Source organism: Streptomyces sp. AK010 (genome assembly GCF_014207295.1).
Classification (GTDB): Bacteria; Actinomycetota; Actinomycetes; order Streptomycetales; family Streptomycetaceae; genus Streptomyces; species Streptomyces massasporeus.
Genome location: NZ_JACHCX010000006.1, coordinates 115,946 through 132,787 on the forward strand (window position 1 = coordinate 115,946; position 16,842 = coordinate 132,787).

Below are 16,842 nucleotides of genomic sequence, written 5' to 3' on the forward strand. Positions count from 1 at the left end.
GATGCGACGCGACACGGCCGGGCGCAGACTGTTGTCGTGACTAGCACGCGCCCGGGGCGCGGCGAGGCCGCGACCCCTTCCCCCTCCGCACCGCATCAGAGTGTCGCGCTGGCGGCGATGATGTTCGCCGTCGCCATGACCTTCATCGATCAGACCATCGTGTCGATCGCGGCTCCGGACATCGTCCGCGAACTGGGGCTGTCGTCCTCCGGCATGCAGTGGGTGGTCAACGCCTATCTGCTGGCCCTCGCCGCGTTCTTCGCCCTGGGCGGCCGTCTCGCGGACCTCTACGGGCCGCGCCGGGTCGTCGTCATCGGCACGCTGGTGTTCGTCGTGTCGTCGGTGCTGTGCGGTTGCGTCCCCGCGGGCGGCGCGGCGCAGGCCTGGCTGATCGTCTTCCGCGGCACCCAGGGATTCGGGGCGGCACTGCTGTTCCCGGCGGCCCTGGCCGTGGTGGTGGCGGTGTTCCCGGTCGAGCGGCGGGGGCGTGCCCTCGCCCTCTTCTTCGGGGTCACCGGCGCGCTGACCGCCATCGGCCCGCTGTTGGGCGGCTGGCTGACGAACTGGACCTGGCGGGCCGTGTTCTGGGTCAACGTGCCCGTGGCGATCGTGGCGCTGGTCCTCACGGCGATGGCGCACATCTCCGACCGGCGGCGGTCCGGCACCCTGGACGTCCCGGGCGCAGTCCTGATCGCGGCCGGTATGGGGCTGAGCGTGCTCGGCTTCCAGCAGGCATGGTCCTGGGGCTGGGACAGCTGGGCGACCTGGGTGTGCATCGCGGGCGGCCTGGCGGTGCTGGCCGGGTTCGTGCGCTTCGAGCGCGGGGTGGAGCATCCGCTGATCGATCTGCGGGTCTTCCGCGACAAGGCGTTCAGCGTGGACGCGCTGGTGTTGTTCTTCGCGATGCTCGCGTTCGTCCCGCTGTTCTTCTTCGCCTCCGTCTACGCCCAGGTGTCGCTGAGCGCCTCGCCGAACCAGGCGGCGCTGTTCCTGCTGTACATCTTCGTGGGCTTCGCGATCGCCTCCCAGTGGGGCGGCCGGATCCTCGACAAGAAGGGCGCCAGGCCCGCGCTGAAAATGGGCGGGGTGGTGGGCGCCGTCGGGTTCGCGCTCTGGGCGGGCGAACTCACCAACCTGACCATGCACGACCAGTGGCTCTACGCGGCGCTCGCCGGGGCCGGTATCGGTTTCATCCTGGCGCCGGCGTCGACGGACGCCGTGAACCGGGCCATCGGCACCTCCTACGGCGAGGTCACCGGCATCACCCAGACCGTGCGCAACTTCGCGGCCAGCGTGGGCATGGCGATCTACGGCACGATCCTGACGCATGTCACGACCGACAACGTCACGGGCACCCTGGAGTCCCGCGGCGTGCCCGCCGGGACGGCGGAGAGCACGGCGCGCGACGTCACCGAATCGGTCATGGGCAACGGCGACGCCCGGCCGCCCACCGGCACCGGCCCCGCGGCCGAGGCGACCCGGGACGCGATGTCCGCGATCCGCATGGACTTCGCCGAGGCGAACCAGTGGGTGTTCTACGGCATGGCCATCGCCCTGGGCATCGGCTTCCTGTGCGCCCTGCGGCACCCGGGCGGCAAGGCGGACGGGAACGCGAAGGTGGAGGAGCCGGCCACCCAGGCCCACTGACGCCGCCCGTCAGGAGGCGGACGACTCGTCCGTGCGCTCCTGGATCTGCTGCGGCGTCAGGTCCTCGCTGGTCTGCGAGATCCTCCAGAGGTGGCCGAACGAGTCGGCGAGGCGGCCCCCGCGCTGCCCGTAGTGCTGGTCGGCGACGGGGTACACCACCGTCGCCCCGCCCCCCCCAGCATGGCCACGGCCACGGCGTCGGCGTCGGGCACGTCGAGCGCCATGATCACCGTGCCGCCGCCGAGGGACGGCGGCGCCGGGTCGGCGGTGTCGGCGTCCTTGACCGCGATCGCGACGCCGCCCCGGCGACGAGGACAGGGCGTCCCCCTCCGGGTTCACCAGCAGCTGCGCCCCGCCGGTGGGCAGGGCCGGCTCGGCGGAGTGCGCGAACCGCGCCTCGACACAGCCCATCGCACCGATCACCGCCCCGGGTGCGGGCACCGAGGGCCGCATCGTGAGCACGACGGGCGACTCCCCAGCCGTACGAGCCATACGGCCAGCCTACGACCGCGCACCATCGCCCGGACCGTTGACGACGGCAGGAGCCCGCCCTATCTTCTGACCCACTTGACGACCGAGAACACGAACTGCGTTCGAAATAACGGACAGGAAATCCCTTGAGACGTGTGCCCGTACGGCTGCTCCTGGCCGTCCTCGTGACCCTCGCGACCTGTCTGACGGGCGCGCCCGCGCAGGCCGCCGCGCCCGACTCCCCCGCCGTCACCCACACCAACCCGATCGCGGAGAAGCGGGCCGACCCGCACATCGTCAAACACGCCGACGGCTACTACTACTTCACCGCGACCGTCCCCGAGTACGACCGCATCGTGCTGCGCCGGGCGACCACCATCCAGGGGCTGAAGTCGGCCCCCGAGACGACCATCTGGACCAAGCACACCAGCGGTGTGATGGGTGCCCACATCTGGGCACCGGAGATCCACTTCATCGACGGCAAGTGGTACGTGTACTTCGCCGCCGGCGCCACCGACGACGTGTGGGCGATCCGGATGTACGTCCTGGAGGGCACGGGCGCCGACCCGCTCACCGCCGCCTGGACCGAGAAGGGGCAGATCAGGACCCAGTGGGAGAGCTTCTCCCTGGACGCCACGACGTTCGTCGTGAACGGCGTGCGCTATCTGGCCTGGGCGCAGCGCGACCCGTCGGTGAACAACAACACCGACGTCTACCTCGCGAAGATGGCCAACCCCTGGACCATCACCGGCACTCCGGTGATGCTGTCGCGGCCCACCCACTCCTGGGAGACCGTCGGCTACAAGGTCAACGAGGGCCCGGCCGTCATCCAGCACGGCGGCAAGGTGTTCCTGACGTACTCCGCGAGCGCCACCGACGCCAACTACTGCCTGGGCATGCTCACCGCCTCCGCGAGCGCGAACCTGCTCAGCCAGGCGTCGTGGAGCAAGAGCGCCACCCCGGTGTTCACGAGCAGCGCTGCGACCGGCCAGTACGGTCCGGGGCACAACTCCTTCACCGTCTCCGAGGACGGAAAGAGCGACATCCTCGTCTACCACGACCGCGGCTACAAGGACATCAGCGGCGACCCGCTCGACGACCCCAACCGCCGCACCCGCGTGCAGAAGGTCTACTGGAACGCCGACGGCACCCCGAACTTCGGGATCCCCGTGGCGGACGGGGTCACTCCGCAGCGCTTCTCCTCGTACAACTTCCCGGACCGCTTCGTGCGCCACTACGACTACCGGGCGCGGATCGAGGCCGGTGTCACCAAGCTCGCCGACTCGCAGTTCCGCGTGGTGCCGGGCCTCGCCGGCAGCGGGACCGTCTCCCTGGAGTCGGCCAACTTCCCCGGCTTCTACCTGCGGCACAAGAACTTCGAGGTGTGGCTGGAGAAGCACGACGGCAGCACGCGGTTCGCGAACGACGCGACCTTCTGGCAGCGGGCCGGACTTGCGGACCCGGCCGGGGTGTCGTACGAGTCCTCCAACTACCCGGGGCGATACGTCCGCCACTGGGAGTACCTGCTGAATCTGCAGGCGGTGAGCACCGCGAGCGACCGGGCGGACGCCACCTTCCACGCCCAGTGACAGCACGGTAAATGCGTGTAATGCCCTGAATATCCTGCCGAGGGACGGGCACTCAGGGCATGTGCACACACAAGAGGGCAAGCGACCGCGCAGGGTGCTGCTCACCGGGTGGTTCAGCTTCCGGGGCAGGGAGGCGACCGCCGGGGACGTGCTGGCCCTGCGCCGGGTGGAGGACGTCATGCGGGGGACGGGCATCCCCTACGACGTCGCCTGGAGTCCCCGTTTCCGTCCGGAGGCGCTGCACCTGGACCGGCTCTGGCCCGAGGACTACACCCACCTGGTGTTCGTGTGCGGCCCGCTGCACGGGCCGCAGGTGGAGGAGCTGCACCGGCGGTTCGCGCACTGCGTGCGGATCGCCGTCGGCACCTCCGTGATCGACCCCGGCAGCTCGGCGGTGACCGGCTTCCACCGGGTGCTGCCCCGGGACGGGCCGGACAGCGAGCCGGTGGAGGACCTCGCGGCCCGCGCCCCGGACGTACCGGCGCGGCCCGTCGTCGGGGTGATCCTCGCGCACGGGCAGCACGAGTACGGGCAGCTGCGGCGGCACGGGCAGGTCGCCGAGAAGGTGACGCGCTGGCTGGCGGCGAAGGACTGCGGCCGCCTGGAGCTGGAGACCCGGCTGGACACGCACGACTGGCACCTGAGCGCGACGCCCGCACAGCTGCAGTCCGTGCTGGCCCGGCTGGACCTCGTCGTCACCGACCGGCTGCACGGGCTGGTGATCGCGCTGCGGGTCGGGACACCGGTGCTGGCCGTCGACCCGGTCGCGGGCGGTGCCAAACTGACCGCGCAGGCCCGTGCCTGCGGCTGGCCGGCGCTGGTGCCCGCCGAGCGGCTGGACGTGCGCCAGTTGGACCGCTGGTGGGACTGGTGCCTGACCGGCGGCAGGGTGGCCGCGCGGCAGATCCGTGACGGGTTCCGCGAGGGCACCGTGCCGGACAGCGCGGACCGGCTCGTCGAGGCGCTGGCACGGCCCGTGCCCGGTTAGCGCGGAGGCCCCACGGGGCACCCGCTTGTACGTCCCCGCCGTACTTCCCCCGCCGCACGTCCCCCCGAAGGAGAGACGGTCCGGCTGCCCGGAAGGAGAGAGCGTGTCCATCGGCAGACTTCCCGAGAACGAGCAGCGCATCCTCGACGAGATGGAACGCGCGCTGCGCCGCGACCGCCGCCTCGACCGCAAGCTGCGCACCCACCGGGTGAGCCGCCGCCCCGACCCCGCCCGCGTCCTGGCCCGCCTTGCCGCCTACCGCCCCCGCGTCTGGACCGTGGCGGTCCTGGTCGCGGTGTCGGCCGGGCTGATGGTCGCCGGGATCGTCACGTCCGAGCCGGGTGTGATCTGGGCGTTCGCCGCGATATGGCCCCTGACGATGTTCGCCGCGTTCCGGCTGATGTGCCGGTGGTGCGGAAGCTGAGCCACCCCTTCACTCCGGGTCGGCCGTGAACGCCTCCCGGATGGGGCGTTCGTCGGCGAGGACACGGCCCTTCGGCGGTCCGTCCAGCACCGCGCGGACGGCGGTGAGCAGGTCCGGGGCGACGTGGTCGGCCCGGACGGTCTCCGCGGGGCGGGTGTGCCCGTTCGGGACGAGGATGTCGTGGGCGCCCGCCCGGCGCGCGGCCTCCGCGCCGGCGGCGGTGGAGCCGACCACGACGAGTTCGGCGGGCCCGGTGCAGATCCGGCCGATAACTCCCCGCCGGTTCCCTACGATCGGGGGGTGGCGAACTTCCTGCTCGAACGCACCGTCCCGCTCCCCCTCGACGAGGCGTGGCGGCGGATCACACGGTGGCCGCGACACGGCGAGGCGGTCCCGTTGACGGTGGTCAGGGTGGAGCCGCCCGGCCCGACGCGTGAGGGATCGCTCGTCGTGGCCCGCTCGGGCGCCGGGCCGCTGGTCTTCGACGACCCGATGGAGGTCACGGTGTGGCAGCCGCCGGAGGACGGGACCGCGGGGGTGTGCCGGCTGGAGAAGCGGGGCCGTGTGGTGCTCGGGTGGGCCGAACTCGAAGTACGGCCGGGGCCGGGGGGCCGTACGCGGGTGATCTGGCGGGAGGAGATCCGGATCCGGTTCCTGCCGTCGCTCTTCGACGGCGTGGTGCGGGGCTCGTCGCGGTACGTGTTCGGCCGGGCCCTGAACCGCCTGCTCAGACAGCCCTGACGAGCCGCCGCGGCCGGGACGGTTCCCGGGACCTCAGGCCACCGACCCGATCCGCCCGACCGCCTTCGACTCCGGCTCGTGGTGGATCGGCGTGTGCGCCCCGGTCAGCGAGACCCCGCTGCCGCCGCGCTTCCCGGCGACGATCTCCGACGCGATCGACAGGGCCGTCTCCTCGGGCGTCCGGGCCCCGAGGTCCAGGCCGATCGGCGAGCGCAGCCGACTCAACTCCAGTTCGGTGACGCCCACTTCACGCAGGCGGGCGTTGCGGTCCAGGTGGGTGCGCCGGGAGCCCATGGCACCGACGTACGCCACCGGCAGGCGCAGCGCCAGCCGCAGCAGGGGCACGTCGAACTTGGCGTCGTGGGTGAGGACGCACAACACCGTACGGGCGTCGACGTCCGTGCGTTCCAGGTAGCGGTGGGGCCACTCGACGACGATCTCGTCGGCGTCCGGGAAGCGCGTCCGGGTCGCGAAGACGGGGCGGGCGTCGCACACGGTGACGTGGTAGCCGAGGAACTTGCCCATGCGGACCAGAGCGGAGGCGAAGTCGATCGCCCCGAAGACGATCATGCGGGGTGCCGGGACCGAGGACTCGACCAGGACCGTGAGGGGCGCTCCGCAGCGAGAGCCCTGCTCGCCGATCTCCAGGGTGCCGGTGCGCCCGGCGTCCAGGAAGGCGCCGGCCTCGGCGGCGACCGTGCGGTCCAGTTCCGGGTGGGCGCCGAAGCCGCCCTCGCGGGAGCCGTCGGGGCGGACCACGAGGGCCCGGCCCGTCAGTTCGCGCGGGCCCGACACGATCCGCGCCACCGCCGCCGCCTCCCCCAGTACGGCGGCGGTGAGCGCGGCCTCGACCACCGGGCGGACCGGATCGGCGGCCCGTACCGGCGTGACCAGGATGTCGATGACGCCGCCGCAGGTCAGGCCCACGGCAAAAGCGTCGTCGTCGCTGTACCCGAAGCGCTCCAGGACGGTTTCTCCGTCCCGCAGCGCCTGTTCGCACAGTTCGTAGACCGCGCCCTCGACGCAGCCGCCGGAGACCGAGCCGATCGCCGTGCCCTCGGTGTCCACCGCGAGCGCGGCGCCGGGCCCGCGGGGCGCGCTGCCGCCGACGGCCACCACGGTGGCCACGGCGAAGTCACGGCCCTGCTCGACCCACCGGTTCAGCTCCTCGGCGATGTCCAGCATCTGTCTCGGTCTCCTCGGGGTTGCGGCGGACGGGGCGTCAGTGGACGCCCAGCCAGCTCTCGATCGGGTTGAGGGCGAAGTAGACGACGAACACCGCCGTGAGGATCCACATGAAGGCGCCGATCTCGCGCCCCTTGCCCTGCGCGGTCTTGATGGCGACGTAGGAGATGACGCCCGCCGCGACACCGGTGGTGATGGTGTACGTGAACGGCATCAGCACGACCGTGAGGAACACCGGGATGGCGGTGGCCCGGTCGGCCCAGTCCACGTGCCGGGCGTTCATCAGCATCATGGCGCCGATGACGACCAGGGCGGCGGCCGCGACCTCCGACGGCACGATCGCCGTGAGCGGGGTGAAGAACAGGCAGGCCGCGAAGAACAGGCCCGTGACCACGGAGGCCAGACCGGTGCGGGCGCCCTCGCCGACCCCCGTGGCCGACTCGATGAACACCGTCTGGCCGGAACCGCCGGACACGCCTCCGATCGCGCCGCCGGCCCCGTCGATGAACAGCGCCTTGGACAGGCCCGGCATGCGGCCCTTGTCGTCGGCGAGCTTGGCCTCGGTGCCGACGCCGATGATGGTGGCCATCGCGTCGAAGAACCCGGCGAGCACCAGCGTGAAGACGATCATCCCGACCGTCATCGCGCCGACCTCGCCCCAGCCGCCGAACCGCACGTCCCCGAAGAGCGAGAAGTCGGGCATGGACACCGCGCCGCCGTGCAGTTCGGGTGCGCCACCCGACCACTGCCGGGGGTCGATGACGCCCGCCGCGTTCAGGACCGCCGCGACGACCGTGCCGCTGACGATGCCGACGAGGATGGCGCCCGGGATGTTCCGGGCCTGGAGCATGAAGATCAGCAGCAGGGTCCCGGCGAACAGCAGCACGGGCCAGCCGGCCAGTTCGCCCGCCGGGCCGAGTGCGAGGGGCGTGGCCTTGCCCTGGTGCACGAAGCCCGACTTGTAGAAACCGATGAGGGCGATGAACAGGCCGATGCCCATGGTGATGCCGTGCTTGAGCGCGAGCGGAATCGCGTTCATGATCATCTCGCGCAGGCCGGTGACGACCAGCAGCATGATGACCACGCCGTACATCACGCACATGCCCATCGCCTGCGGCCAGGTCATCTCGGGTGCGACCTGGGAGGCGAGGACTCCGGAGACGGACAGGCCGGCGGCGAGGGCCAGGGGGACCTTGCCGACGAGGCCCATCAGCAGGGTGGTGAAGGCCGCCGCGAAAGCGGTCGCGGTGATGAGGGCCGGCTGGGCGAGGGTGGCCCCGGCCGCGTCCTTGCCGGACAGGATCAGGGGGTTGAGCAGCAGGATGTACGCCATCGCCATGAAGGTCGTGATGCCGCCGCGCACTTCACGGGCGACCGTGGACCCTCTGTGGGATATGTGGAAGTACCGGTCGAGCCAGGACCGTCCGGCCGGGACGCGGGTGCCTTCGCCCGCGTCGTCGGCCGTGGCCCTCGGCTCCAGTGATTGCTGGGTCATGGGTGCCGTCTCCCAAGTTTCAAAGGGGGTTGGGATGTTCACGACCCGGGGGACGGCCCGAGACGAACAAGGGGCCCTGGGGGACGAAGCCCCCAGGGGGCGTGACTGCTCAGCCCTCGGAGAGCTGGGTGCCCGTCAGGTGCTCGGGCCTCACCGGAGTCCGGTTCAGCTCGAGCCCGGTCGCGTTCCGGATCGCCGCGAGGACGGCCGGGGTCGACGACAGGGTCGGTGCCTCACCGATGCCGCGCAGCCCGTACGGGGCGTGCTCGTCGGCGAGTTCGAGGACGTCGACCGGGATGGTCGGCGTGTCGAGGATGGTCGGGATCAGGTAGTCGGTGAAGGAGGGGTTCTTGACCTTCGCCGTCTTCGGGTCGACGACGATCTCCTCCATGACGGCCACGCCCAGACCCTGTGTGGTGCCGCCCTGGATCTGGCCGAGCACCGACAGCGGGTTGAGCGCCTTGCCGACGTCCTGGGCGCAGGCCAGCTCGATGACCTTCACCAGGCCGAGTTCGGTGTCGACCTCGACGACGGCCCGGTGCGCGGCGAAGGAGTACTGCACGTGCCCGTTGCCCTGCCCGGTGCGCAGGTCGAAGGGCTCGGTCGGCCGGTGCCGCCACTCCGCCTCGACCTCCACGGTCTCGCCCTCCAGCACGTCGGCCAGGTCGCCGAGGACCTCACCGCCGTCGGTGACGACCTTGCCGCCCTCCAGGAGCAGCTCGGCCGTCGCCCAGGCCGGGTGGTAGGAGCCGAACTTGCGGCGCCCGATCTCCAGGACCTTCTCGCGGACCAGCTCGCAGGAGTTCTTCACCGCGCCGCCGGTGACGTAGGTCTGCCGGGAGGCCGACGTCGAACCGGCGCTGCCCACCTGGGTGTCGGCCGGGTGGATCGTCACCTGCGTGACGCCCAGCTCGGTGCGGGCGATCTGCGCGTGGACGGTCACGCCGCCCTGGCCGACCTCCGCCATGGCGGTGTGCACGGTGGCGACGGGCTCGCCGGCGACGACCTCCATGCGGACCTTGGCGGTGGAGTAGTCGTCGAACCCCTCGGAGAAGCCGACGTTCTTGATGCCGACCGCGTAGCCGACCCCGCGGACGACGCCCTCGCCGTGCGTGGTGTTGGACAGACCGCCCGGCAACTGCCGTACGTCGGCGCCCTCGCTGGACTCCCACTGGCGCTCCGGCGGCATCGGCATCGCCTTGACGCGGCGCAGCAGTTCGGCGACGGGGGCCGGGGAGTCGACGGGCTGCCCGGTCGGCAGGAGGGTGCCCTGCTCCATGGCGTTGAGCCGGCGGAACTCCACCGGGTCCATGCCGAGCTTCGCGGCGAGCTTGTCCATCTGCGCCTCGTAGGCGAAGCACGCCTGGACCGCGCCGAAGCCGCGCATCGCGCCGCAGGGCGGGTTGTTGGTGTAGAGGGCGATGGCCTCGATGTCCACGTCCTCGACCACGTACGGGCCGACGGACAGGGAGGAGGCGTTGCCGACGACCGCCGGGGAGGCGGAGGCGTAGGCGCCGCCGTCCAGCACGATCCGGCACTTCAGGTGGGTGAGCTTGCCGTCCTTGGTGGCGCCGTGCTCGTAGTACAGCTTCGCGGGGTGGCGGTGGACGTGCCCGAAGAACGACTCGAACCGGTTGTAGACGATCTTGACGGGCTTGCCGGTGCGCAGGGCCAGCAGGCAGGCGTGGATCTGCATCGACAGGTCCTCGCGGCCGCCGAAGGCGCCGCCGACGCCGGAGAGCGTCATCCGCACCTTGTCCTCGGGCAGGCCGAGCACGGGCGCGATCTGGCGCAGGTCGCTGTGCAGCCACTGGGTGGCGATGTAGAGGTGGACGCCGCCGTCCTCCTCCGGCACGGCGAGGCCGGACTCGGGGCCGAGGAAGGCCTGGTCCTGCATGCCGAAGGTGTACTCGCCCTCGACGATGACGTCGGCCCGCTCCCGGGCGGCCGTGACGTCCCCACGGACGATCGGCTGACGGTGCACGATGTTGGGGTGCGGGACGTGACCGGCGTGGTGGTCGTCGCGGTTCTCGTGGACGAGAAGTGCGTCCGGGGCGGTCGCGGAGGCCTCGTCGGTGATGACGGGCAGTTCGCGGTAGTCGACCTTGATCTTCGCGGCGGCCCGGCGCGCGGTCTCCGGGTGGTCGGCGGCGACGAGGGCGACCGGCTCGCCGTGGTGGCGGACCTTGCCGTGGGCGAGGACGGGGGTGTCCTGGATCTCCAGGCCGTAGTTCTTCACGTCGGTGGGCAGGTCGTCGTACGTCAGGACGGCGTAGACGCCCGGCATGGCCAGGGCCTCGCCCGTGTCGATGGACACGATCTCGGCGTGCGCGACGGTCGAGCGGAGGATCTGCCCCCACAGCATGTCCTCGTGCCACATGTCGGACGAGTACGCGAACTCGCCGGTGACCTTGAGGGTGCCGTCGGGGCGCAGCGTGGACTCGCCGATCCCGCCCTTGGTCTGGGAGCCCTGGGTGATCTTCGTGGGGGTGCCACTGGGGGAAGCCATGATCAGACCGCCTCTGACTGCCTGGCGGCCGCGAGGCGGACCGCGTCCATGATCTTCTCGTAGCCGGTGCAGCGGCACAGGTTGCCCGACAGGGCCTCGCGGATGTCCGCGTCGGTCGGGGTCGGATTGCGCTCCAGCATCTCGTCGGCCGCGACCAGCAGGCCGGGAGTGCAGAAGCCGCACTGGACGGCGCCGGCGTCGATGAACGCCTGCTGGATGGCGGACAGTTCGGTGCCCTCGCCGGTCTGCGAGTCGGTGCCCTTGGCCTCCCTCCCCCGGGCTTCGCCCGGGGGGACCCCCAGCTGGGCGTTCTGCAGGGACGTACCGCAGGCGCCGGAGGCGCAGCCGCCCTCGGCGCGCTGCCTGGCGAAGTCGGCGAGGCCCTCGACGGTGACGACCTCGCGGCCCTCCACCTGCCCGGCGGCAACCAGGCACGCACACACCGGCACACCGTCCAATCGGACCGTGCACGAGCCGCACTCGCCCTGCTCGCAGGCGTTCTTCGACCCGGGAAGGCCCATGCGCTCCCTCAGCACGTACAGCAGGGACTCGCCTTCCCACACGTCGTCGGCTTCCTGCTGACGGCCGTTGACCGTGAAGTTGACACGCATCACGCAGCTCCCTCGGTGAGGCGGCGGGTGCCGCGGTAGGACTCCCAGGTCCAGGTCAGGGTGCGGCGGGCCATGACGCCGACCGCGTGGCGGCGGTAGCTCGCGGTGCCCCGGACGTCGTCGATCGGGTTGCAGGCGGCCGAGCACAGGTCCGCGAACTGCTTGGCGACCGACGGGGTGACGATCTGCCCGTTGTCCCAGAAGCCGCCCTCCTCCAGCGCGGCGTTCAGGAACTCCTCGGCGGCCCTGGCCCGGACGGGTGTCGGGGCGGCCGAACCGATGCCGGTCCGCACGGTCCGCGTCTCGGGGTGCAGCGCGAGCCCGAAGGCGCACACGGCGATGACCATCGCGTTCCTGGTGCCCACCTTGGAGAACTGCTGCGGCCCGTCCGCCTTCTTCACGTGCACGGCGCGGATCAGCTCGTCGGCCGCCAGCGCGTTGCGCTTCACGCCGGTGTAGAACTCGTCGATCGGGATGCGGCGCGAGCCGCGCACCGACTCGACCTCCACCTCGGCGCCCGCGGCGAGCAGGGCGGGGTGGGCGTCACCGGCCGGGGAGGCGGTGCCGAGGTTGCCGCCGACACCGCCGCGGTTGCGGATCTGCGGGGAGGCGACCGTGTGCGAGGCGAGGGCGAGACCCGGCAGCTCGCCGCGCAGGTTCTCCATGATCTTCGTGTACGGCACGGAGGCACCGAGCCGCACGCTGTCCTCGCCGACCTCCCACTCGGAGAGGTCGCCGATGCGGTTCAGGTCCAAGAGGTACTCGGGCCGGCGGTGGTCGAAGTTGATCTCGACCATCACGTCGGTGCCACCCGCAATCGGCACAGCTGTGGGGTGCTCGGCTTTCGCGGCGAGCGCCTCCTCCCAGCTGGCGGGGCGAAGGAAGTCCATGACCGGCTCTCTTCTTCGTCTTCTCGTGGGGCGTTCAGATTGAGCCAATCCGTGTGCGGCGGTCCCGGCTCGTTCATGTGCTGTTGACGCGTAGTGGCCTCAGTACACAGCGCGCTGCGCCAAGCGAGTCAGTCACGGAAACCATGAAGGAGTTGGCTGGCCAGGACAGGCATCTTGTAGATTCGTATGAACGGAGGTCCTCAGAAACCTCCTCGTTTTCCTGTGGAAACGCGCGACACACCCGCGTGACCTGGAACACAGCCGGGACACGGTCCGGAGGCCGGCGAGCATCGCTCACCAGCCCACCGAACAGGCGTTCTCCGCATAGCCCTCCACGATCCACCATAGATTTCGAGACAAAGAACGGCGGCGACGAGAATGCGGCTGCGCGCACTGCTGGACACCGACGCGCTGGGCCTCAAGCTGCTCGGCGGCGAGGACGAGCTGGACCGCACCGTGCGGGGCGTGATGACCACCGACCTCCGTGACCCCAGCCGCTACCTCACGGGCGGCGAACTGGTGCTCACGGGCCTGGCCTGGCGCCGGGACGCCGACGACTCGGAGCCGTTCGTCCGGATCCTGGTGCAGGCGGGCGTGACGGCCCTCGCCGCGGGCGAGGCCGAGCTCGGGGACGTCCCCGAGGACCTGGTCGTGGCCTGCGCCCGGCATCGTCTGCCGCTCTTCGCGGTGCACGAGTCGGTGGCGTTCGCGACCATCACCGAGCACGTCGTACGGCAGGTGTCCGGCGAGCGCGCCGGCGATCTCGCGGCGGTCGTCGACCGCCACCGCCGGATGATGACCTCGGGGCCCGCGGGCGGTGGCCCCGACGTGGTCCTGGACCTGCTGGGCACGGACCTGGACCTGCGCGCCTGGGTCCTCTCCCCCACCGGCCGCCCGATCGCCGGCTCGAAGACGGCGGGACCCGCCCTGCCGGCCGAGGCGTGTGCCCGGCTCGCCGGGGAGCACCTGGCCGCCACCCGCACGGGCCGCCGCGGCCCCCACCGCGTCACCCTGGGCGCCACGACGTACTCCCTGTTCCCCGTGCGCTCCACGGGCCGATCCCCGCAGCCGGCCCGGGACGTCCGCGAGACCGTCCTGTCGGACTGGCTGCTGGCCGTGGAGGCGGACGCCGGGGACTGGCCCGAAGAGCGCCTGGACCTGCTCTACGGCGTCACCCAGCTGATCGCCGTCGAGCGGGACCGCCGCGACGCGGCCCGCACGGTCCGCCGCCGCCTGGCCCAGGAGGTTCTGGAACTGGTCCGGACGGGCGCGGCACCCGCCGAGATCGCCGCCCGGCTGCGCGTGGCCGCGCCGGTGCTGCTGCCCGGCCTGGGCTCAGCGCCGCACTGGCAGGTCGTGGTGGCCCGCGTCGACTGGGACGGCGAGGAGATCGAGGGCGGCCCGGTGGCGCAGGCCCTGCTGGAGGAGGTCCTCGTCGACCCCGCGGTCGCCGGGCCGGAGCACCTCGACCGCATCGCCGTGGCCCACACGGGCGGCGAGGCCATCGCCCTGGTCCCCCTCCCGGCCGTCTCCGCCGAGCACGACGGCTCGGCTACGGGCGTCCTCGCGGACACGCTCCTGGCGTCGGTACGGGAGCCCCTCACGGCCGGCCTGAACGACGACGGCCGCCTCACCCTCGGCGTCAGCGCGGCCGTCCACTCGGCGGAGGGCCTGCGGGGCGCGCTGGAGGAGGCCCGCCACGCCCGGCGCGTCGCCGCGGCCCGCCCCGGCCGGGTCTGCGCGGCCGGCCACCAGGAACTGGCCTCGCACGTCCTGCTGCTGCCCTTCGTCCCGGACGACGTGCGCCGGGCCTTCACGGCCCGCCTCCTGGACCCCCTGCGCGACTACGACCGCCGCCACCGCGCCGAGCTGATCCCCACCCTGGAGGCCTTCCTCGACTGCGACGGCTCCTGGACCCGCTGCGCCACCCGTCTGCACCTGCACGTCAACACGCTGCGCTACCGGGTCGGCCGGATCGAGCAGTTGACGAGTCGTGATCTGTCACGGCTCGAGGACAAGCTGGATTTCTTCCTGGCACTGCGGATGAGCTGATACGCGGGGTGTCCCGGCGGCAACCCGGGCCACCCCCGAGTCCCACGACTTTGTGAAATCCTTCACCCACCCCCTTGGCCCGGCCCGCCGATTCGTGCTGAGATGCCGCCACCACTCAACAGCTCGATGGCGTGCTCGGGGAGGGCAACGTGGCGCATACCGCCATGTCTGGTAACGGAACGACCGCCGGTGACGATCCCCTCCAGACCGCGGTATGGCGGCTGCGCTCCCGCGGGTGCTGGGCCGACGCGGCCGCCCTGCTGCTGCCGACCACACCGGCGGCGGCGCTGCAACGCGCGTCGCTGCTGGTGGAACGGTGTCTGTACACCGAGCAGGGCTGGGAGGAGGCCGAGGACGCGCTGCGCACGGCCGAGGCGATGGCCCACAGCGACGACGAACGCGGCGCGGCCGCTTGTGAACGCGGGTACTTGGCCTACGCGGCGACGCTGCTCGCGGTGCGGGACCGGGCCGACGAGGCGCGGGCCGCGCTCGGGCGGGCGGCGGCGCTGGTCACTCCGGGGGCTCCGGCGCGGGCTCTGCTGGACTTCCGTCGCGGGCTCCTGGCGGAGAACCTGACGAGCGCGCCCCAGGCCGCGCGCGCCGCGTACCGCCGGGCCCACGCGGGCGCGACGGCGCACTCCGACCCTCTGCTGCTGTCCTTCACGTGGCGTCACCTCGCGGGACTCGCCCTGCGGGAAGGGGAGTTGGCAGAGGCGCGGCACGGTTTCGCTCAGTCGCTGCGGATCCGGGAGGAGCTGGGCTATCTGGTGGGCACGGCCCCGGCGTTGGTGTCCCTGGCCGACACGGAGACGGAGCCGGAGGCGTCCCGGTTGCGGGAGGAGGCCCGCCGCTTGTTCCGCCTGCTCGGGGGCGTACCGATGTGGCTGTCCCGCCAGTTGGCTCCGCCGGTACCGCCGGCTGCGACGGCTTGACACTCGGCGTCGGGGCTGGGGGCGGGTGGGTCCGCGACCCGGCGCCTTGGGGTGCCGCTGCCTCGGTGCCGGGGCCGGGTGGGCCCGCAGCCCGGCGCAGCGAGGTGCCGCTGCCTCGGTGCCGGGGCCGGGTGGGCCCGCAGCCCGGCGCAGCGAGGTGCCGCCGCGCCCACCCTCCCCCAAGCTCTCGGCTCCGCTCGAGCAGGGGGGACCCCCATCGCCCCCAGCGGCACGCATGCCGCAGCGAGGGCGGCCCGCACCCGCCGGACCACGTAAGGGGCCGTGTCGGGGGTGTCCGCCCGCAGCGGTTGGCGCGTCAACGGACAGTCAGTCGGTATGGCACCCCATCGCGCCGTTCCGAGGACGGACACCCCCGGCGCGGCCCCGGCCCACACCCCACGCGAAGGCGCAGGCGTCAGCCGGCAGCAGCCGCGCCCGCGAAGTGCTCCCCCACCAGCGCCCGCACCACATCCAGGTCCCGGGCGACCAACGCGTCCAGCAACGCCGTGTGCTCGTGCGCGTCCGCGATCAGATCGGCCCGCCCCCGGACCCCCGGCCCACCCCCGACCAGCGGCCACTGCGCCCTGCGGTGCAGGTCCTCCGCGATCTGGACCAGCTGCTCGTTGGCCGAGAGGGACAGCACGGCCCGGTGGAACCCCCGGTCGGACTCCGCGTAGGTCGCGCGGCAGCCGGAGGACGCCGCGCGGACCGTCGCCTCGGCGAGGGGCCGCAGTTCGGCCCAGCGCTCGGCGGGCACGGTACGGGCCAGCCGCAGCATCACCGGCACCTCGATCAAAGCCCGGACCTCGGCCAGCTCCGCCAATTCCCGCGCGCCCCGCTCGACCACCCGGAACCCACGGTTCGGCACGACCTCGACGGCCCCCTCGAGGGCCAGTTGCTGCATGGCCTCCCGCACCGGGGTCGCCGACACCCCGAACCGCTCGCCCAGCACCGGCGCCGAGTAGACCTCCCCGGGCCGAAGATCCCCCGCCACCAGCGCGGCCCGCAGCGCGTCCAGAATCTGCCCCCGCACCGAGGCCCGCTGGACCACCGGCCGAGCCCGCGGAACAACGGGGACGACGGGCACAACCGGCACGGGCGCCTCACTGTGCGTGTGCTCCCCCCGCACCGCCCCGCCCTGCTGCGGCACCCGAGCCTGCGCTCGCGCTCGGCCCTGCTCCTGCCCCTGGCCCTGCCCTCGCCCGGACGGCACACCCGCCCCGGTCCGACCCACCGCCGCCCACGGAGCACCCGCCTCCGCGGAGCCCTGCGCTCCCTGCCTCACAGGTCCTCCTCCGGACGTATCGG

Annotated in this window: 15 protein-coding genes; 7 read left to right on the plus strand and 8 right to left on the minus strand. The window is 72.4% G+C overall.

Annotated elements, in window-relative coordinates; all coding sequences use genetic code 11:
• Positions 1-117: 117 nt before the first annotated feature.
• Positions 118-1,647, plus strand: coding sequence for an MFS transporter (locus HDC93_RS13905; protein ID WP_185011055.1), 1,530 nt, complete (start codon positions 118-120; stop codon positions 1,645-1,647).
• Positions 1,648-1,656: 9 nt separating this feature from the next.
• Here HDC93_RS13905 and HDC93_RS13910 read toward each other — a convergent pair whose 3' ends face one another.
• Positions 1,657-1,806 (minus strand): hypothetical protein, encoded by a 150-nt coding sequence (locus HDC93_RS13910; RefSeq protein WP_185010621.1) that lies wholly within the window; start codon positions 1,804-1,806, stop codon positions 1,657-1,659.
• 458 nt (positions 1,807-2,264) lie between these two features.
• On the opposite strand from HDC93_RS13910, the gene HDC93_RS13915 reads away from it, so the two are divergent.
• The 3 genes from HDC93_RS13915 to HDC93_RS13925 all read left to right on the plus strand — a co-directional run bounded on the left by HDC93_RS13915 (position 2,265) and on the right by HDC93_RS13925 (position 5,119).
• Positions 2,265-3,707, plus strand: coding sequence for a family 43 glycosylhydrolase (locus HDC93_RS13915; protein WP_185010623.1), 1,443 nt, complete (start codon positions 2,265-2,267; stop codon positions 3,705-3,707).
• Positions 3,708-3,768: 61 nt separating this feature from the next.
• Positions 3,769-4,695: a polysaccharide pyruvyl transferase family protein gene (locus tag HDC93_RS13920; RefSeq protein WP_185010625.1), complete on the plus strand. Its 927-nt coding sequence runs from the start codon at positions 3,769-3,771 to the stop codon at positions 4,693-4,695.
• Between the two features lie 103 nt (positions 4,696-4,798).
• Entirely contained in the window at positions 4,799-5,119 is a 321-nt protein-coding gene (locus HDC93_RS13925; protein ID WP_142158080.1) for a DUF3040 domain-containing protein, read from the plus strand.
• Positions 5,120-5,128: 9 nt separating this feature from the next.
• On the opposite strand, the gene HDC93_RS13930 is transcribed toward HDC93_RS13925, so the two are convergent.
• Positions 5,129-5,500: an HAD hydrolase-like protein gene (locus HDC93_RS13930; protein WP_185010627.1), complete on the minus strand. Its 372-nt coding sequence runs from the start codon at positions 5,498-5,500 to the stop codon at positions 5,129-5,131.
• Between HDC93_RS13930 and HDC93_RS13935 the strand changes: the two genes are divergently transcribed.
• Complete coding sequence (locus tag HDC93_RS13935; RefSeq protein WP_185010629.1) at positions 5,420-5,860, plus strand: SRPBCC family protein; 441 nt, start codon at positions 5,420-5,422, stop codon at positions 5,858-5,860. The genes HDC93_RS13930 and HDC93_RS13935 overlap by 81 nt on opposite strands.
• Before the next feature lie 33 nt (positions 5,861-5,893).
• Here HDC93_RS13935 and HDC93_RS13940 read toward each other — a convergent pair whose 3' ends face one another.
• From HDC93_RS13940 to HDC93_RS13960, 5 genes are all read right to left on the minus strand, one after another.
• Positions 5,894-7,045 carry an XdhC/CoxI family protein gene (locus HDC93_RS13940; RefSeq protein WP_185010631.1) on the minus strand — a complete coding sequence of 384 codons (1,152 nt, stop codon included), beginning with the start codon at positions 7,043-7,045 and terminating at the stop codon, positions 5,894-5,896.
• 37 nt (positions 7,046-7,082) lie between these two features.
• A complete protein-coding gene (locus HDC93_RS13945; RefSeq protein ID WP_185010633.1) occupies positions 7,083-8,540 on the minus strand; it encodes an NCS2 family permease in 1,458 nt (485 codons plus the stop codon).
• Positions 8,541-8,649: 109 nt separating this feature from the next.
• Positions 8,650-11,049 (minus strand): xanthine dehydrogenase family protein molybdopterin-binding subunit, encoded by a 2,400-nt coding sequence (locus tag HDC93_RS13950; RefSeq protein WP_185010635.1) that lies wholly within the window; start codon positions 11,047-11,049, stop codon positions 8,650-8,652.
• A gap of 2 nt (positions 11,050-11,051) precedes the next feature.
• Entirely contained in the window at positions 11,052-11,660 is a 609-nt protein-coding gene (locus tag HDC93_RS13955) for a (2Fe-2S)-binding protein (protein ID WP_185010637.1), read from the minus strand.
• Positions 11,660-12,550, minus strand: coding sequence for a xanthine dehydrogenase family protein subunit M (locus tag HDC93_RS13960; RefSeq protein ID WP_185010639.1), 891 nt, complete (start codon positions 12,548-12,550; stop codon positions 11,660-11,662). The genes HDC93_RS13955 and HDC93_RS13960 overlap by 1 nt, the downstream gene beginning before the upstream one ends.
• A 378-nt stretch (positions 12,551-12,928) precedes the next feature.
• On the opposite strand from HDC93_RS13960, the gene HDC93_RS13965 reads away from it, so the two are divergent.
• Together HDC93_RS13965 and HDC93_RS13970 are read left to right on the plus strand one after the other, a co-directional pair.
• Positions 12,929-14,602 (plus strand): PucR family transcriptional regulator ligand-binding domain-containing protein, encoded by a 1,674-nt coding sequence (locus tag HDC93_RS13965; RefSeq protein WP_185010641.1) that lies wholly within the window; start codon positions 12,929-12,931, stop codon positions 14,600-14,602.
• Between the two features lie 164 nt (positions 14,603-14,766).
• Entirely contained in the window at positions 14,767-15,534 is a 768-nt protein-coding gene (locus HDC93_RS13970) for a hypothetical protein (protein ID WP_221516676.1), read from the plus strand.
• Between the two features lie 415 nt (positions 15,535-15,949).
• On the opposite strand, the gene HDC93_RS13975 is transcribed toward HDC93_RS13970, so the two are convergent.
• Positions 15,950-16,819: a GntR family transcriptional regulator gene (locus HDC93_RS13975; RefSeq protein ID WP_398984982.1), complete on the minus strand. Its 870-nt coding sequence runs from the start codon at positions 16,817-16,819 to the stop codon at positions 15,950-15,952.
• Between the last annotated feature and the right edge of the window lie 23 nt (positions 16,820-16,842).

What these genes read in the sequence shown, in the direction of transcription:
- HDC93_RS13955 (WP_185010637.1), bottom strand. Translation starts at nt 11,660, where the DNA reads ATGCGTGTCAACTTCACGGTCAACGGCCGTCAGCAGGAAGCCGACGAC.
- HDC93_RS13960 (WP_185010639.1), bottom strand. Translation starts at nt 12,550, where the DNA reads ATGGACTTCCTTCGCCCCGCCAGCTGGGAGGAGGCGCTCGCCGCGAAA.
- HDC93_RS13940 (WP_185010631.1), bottom strand. Translation starts at nt 7,045, where the DNA reads ATGCTGGACATCGCCGAGGAGCTGAACCGGTGGGTCGAGCAGGGCCGT.
- HDC93_RS13950 (WP_185010635.1), bottom strand. Translation starts at nt 11,049, where the DNA reads ATGGCTTCCCCCAGTGGCACCCCCACGAAGATCACCCAGGGCTCCCAG.
- HDC93_RS13970 (WP_221516676.1), top strand. Translation starts at nt 14,767, where the DNA reads ATGTCTGGTAACGGAACGACCGCCGGTGACGATCCCCTCCAGACCGCG.
- HDC93_RS13905 (WP_185011055.1), top strand. Translation starts at nt 118, where the DNA reads ATGATGTTCGCCGTCGCCATGACCTTCATCGATCAGACCATCGTGTCG.
- HDC93_RS13965 (WP_185010641.1), top strand. Translation starts at nt 12,929, where the DNA reads ATGCGGCTGCGCGCACTGCTGGACACCGACGCGCTGGGCCTCAAGCTG.
- HDC93_RS13945 (WP_185010633.1), bottom strand. Translation starts at nt 8,540, where the DNA reads ATGACCCAGCAATCACTGGAGCCGAGGGCCACGGCCGACGACGCGGGC.